Genomic DNA, 2,801 nt, shown 5'->3' with positions numbered 1-2,801 from the left:
GACGGCCGTGCCGACCAGCACCCGGTCCGAGCCGGCCACCACGCCCCCCGCCGTCCTCCACTCCCGACGCGCCGGCCCGCCCGTCCGCACAGACGCCCACCGGGGGTCCGAGGACACCCTCGGTCAGCCCTTCGCCGCTCCCCCGACCGACGTACCCAAGGCTGTCCCCGGCGGTACGGTGACGATCAGGCGCGGCCCATCCGGCGCCGGCGGTGTTCGGGGTAGGCGCGTACCGGAGGGGGTGGCGTGGGCGGCGGTGCGAAACTCCGCCCGGTCACCCGGCCCGGCCCGGGGCTGCGGGTGGCCCGGCTGGTCACCGAGCTGACCGCGCCGGCCGTCCTGGTGTCGCTGCTGATCTTCACGGTGAGCTGGCACAGCGCCCCGCGTACCGGTCACGGCCTGGCATGGGGTCTGCTCGCCACCCTCTTCGTCACCGGCATCCCGTTCGCCTACATCGTCGGCGGGGTACGACGCGGCCGGCTCACCGACCACCACGTCGGCCGTCGGGAGCAGCGCAGAGTGCCCCTGCTGATCGGCCTCGGTTCGGTCACCGCGGGGCTCGCGCTGCTCGCCGTGCTCGGCGCTCCCCGTCCGGTGCTGGCGCTGGGGGTCGCCGGGCTGGTCGGCCTTGTCGTGGCCGTCACGGTCAGCCACTGGTGGAAGATGTCGATCCACTCGGCGGTCGCCGCCGGCACGCTGGTCATCCTGGCGCTGATCTTCGGCAGCCGGCTGCTCTTCGCCGCGCCGCTGCTGGCCGTGGTCGGCTGGTCCCGGGTGCGGTTACGGGACCACACCGTGCCGCAGGTGCTGGCCGGCGGGACATTCGGCGCGCTGGTCGGCGGCGTGGTCTTCGGCCTGCTGCGCTGAGCGGGGTCGGTCCGGTCCCGGGCGGCGGCGAGGTGCCGTGCGCCCGGGAAGACCGTCAGGCGCCGTCGTCGGCGAGGCGGTGCCGGTTCGCCTCGATCCAGGCGTCCAGCGCGGCCGGGTCGTCCGGGTCCACCCCGTCGGCCATCAACTGCGCCACCGCCGCCGTGGCCGGGCTGCGCCGCTCACCTGTCGAGTAGAGCCGGGCGAACTCCGGCACCATCTCCTCGATCGCGTCGTCGGTCCGCGCCGCGGCCGCCTCGGGCAGGCCGCGCTGGCGCGACGCGTACCGTGCCCAGGCGCGCAGGACCCGGGGCAGCATCGCCGCGTCGTCCATGTCCAGCACCGCGCGGCGGTGCACCCAGTCGAGCAGGAAGAGCCCGGACACCGCGGGGCTCCACCGCATCGGGTCGGCGTCCGGGAAGGTCGCCGAATGGTCCAGCAGCAGGCTCAGGCAGAAGTGCAGCGAGGCCAGCTCCGGGCCGTCCACGGCGTCCAGCCCGAAGCGGGCGGCCTCCGGCGCGGCCAGGAACCGCCGCACCAGGTCGGTGCGTTCGGCGGCGGACAGCGGCTCGACCTCGGTCGGGCCGGTCGGGTCGGCGGCGGTGGGCAGCAGCGCCAGCCGAGCGCCGACCAGCGCCCGATCGGTGGCGAGGGAGCCCTCGCCGGGCAGCTCGCTCAGCTCGTCGGTGACCGCCAGGTGCCGGGCCACCTCGCCGCGCAGGCGGGCCGGGTCCTCGGTACGGAACCAGGTCAGTTCGTCGTCCGCGCACATCTGCCGGACCTGGTCCAGGATCCGCTCCGCGGGCCCTCCGACGAAGATGTCCTTGGTGATCCCGATGTTGTGGTCCACGAGGGCCACCAGCGCGTGCTCCGAGCCACCGGCCGCGTCGTCGTAGGCGAAGGTGGCGAGGTAGGAGGTCTGGTCGCCGTACACGTCGCCGTACGCCCAGCTGCCGGTCAGGTGCACCTGGCCGAGCTGACCTGTCCAGGCGGGCGCCTGGCTGCCCGGGCGCACCCGCTCGGTGCCTCCGGCGGTGGGGACGAGCGCGGCGAAGACCTGCCGGATGGTGGTCGCCGACGCGATCCGACGACGGGCGGTGGCGGCGAGGAACCCGGTGACGAACTCCCGTACGGCGGTGTCCCGGTCGGTTTCCGCGATCGCGTAGACGCTGCCCAGCAGGGCGCTGCCGAGCATCTCGGCGTCCAGCGCGGACTCCAGCTTGGTCACGTCGCGTGCGGCGTGCAGCACCGCGTCGTAGGGGGTCTGAGGCGTGGCCATGCTCCGACCCTACGCCGCTCAGCCGGTACGCAGAGCGGTAGCGAGCCGTGGGGGCGTCACCGGCGGGCGGCGTCGCGCAGCGCGTCACGTGCCTGCGCGTACGAGGCGAGCACGATCCGCACCGGGGCGAGCACGTACTCCTCGCCCACCCGGGCGACCTGGGCCGTCAACCGCTGGTCCGCGCGGGAGCGGGCCCGCCGGGCGGCCCAGCGCACCACCGGCCGGGTCAGCGCGGCCACCAGCAGCCCGGCCAGCAGCCCGCCGAGCAGCAGGACCGTGGGCAGCGGCACCTGCCCGACCATCGGGTTGTCCAGCGCGGGCAGGCCGAGCACCCGCAGCGCGTAGCCGAGCACCAGCCAACCCAACCCGACCACGGCGGCCAGGGTGACCAGCCACTGCGCGCCGCCGACGACACGCCACCACAGCGGTCGACGGTCCAGACCGAGGTCGGTGCCGGCGATCGTGCGGTCCAACGCGTCCGGCAGGTCGCCGAGGCGGGACCGGGCGGCGGAGGTGACCGCCGTCGGCCAGGCCGCGGGCAGGTCGGCGGCGGCCCGGTCGGCCACCGCGCGGATCGCCAGACCGAGCGCGGAGCGCTGTGCGGCCGTCGGGTCCGGTACCGAGGTGGCCGCGACGAGGCTCTCCGCCGGGTCGG

General features: G+C 75.6%; 2 protein-coding genes and 1 pseudogene. 1 reads left to right on the top strand and 2 read right to left on the bottom strand.

Translation table 11 applies throughout. The features are described from left to right. Positions 1 to 246: 246 nt before the first annotated feature. The gene (locus JNW91_RS30885) at positions 247 to 867 is read left to right on the top strand and encodes a phosphatase PAP2 family protein (RefSeq protein WP_203178987.1); all 621 of its coding nucleotides are present in this window, start codon (positions 247 to 249) and stop codon (positions 865 to 867) included. 55 nt (positions 868 to 922) lie between these two features. On the opposite strand, the gene JNW91_RS30880 is transcribed toward JNW91_RS30885, so the two are convergent. Beyond that, positions 923 to 2,146, bottom strand: coding sequence for a hypothetical protein (locus tag JNW91_RS30880; protein ID WP_203178986.1), 1,224 nt, complete (start codon positions 2,144 to 2,146; stop codon positions 923 to 925). A 56-nt stretch (positions 2,147 to 2,202) separates the two neighbouring features. After that, a pseudogene (locus JNW91_RS30875) lies at positions 2,203 to 2,801 on the bottom strand (ABC transporter); the annotation flags it as partial.

The organism is Micromonospora parastrephiae, from assembly GCF_016802865.1.
Taxonomy (GTDB): Bacteria; Actinomycetota; Actinomycetes; order Mycobacteriales; family Micromonosporaceae; genus Micromonospora; species Micromonospora parastrephiae.
The sequence above is the reverse complement of the archived record's forward strand: the minus strand, read 5'-3'. Positions and strand labels throughout refer to the sequence as shown.

Coding starts and splice junctions, on each gene's coding strand:
- JNW91_RS30880 (WP_203178986.1), bottom strand. CDS start 2,146: ATGGCCACGCCTCAGACCCCCTACGACGCGGTGCTGCACGCCGCACGC.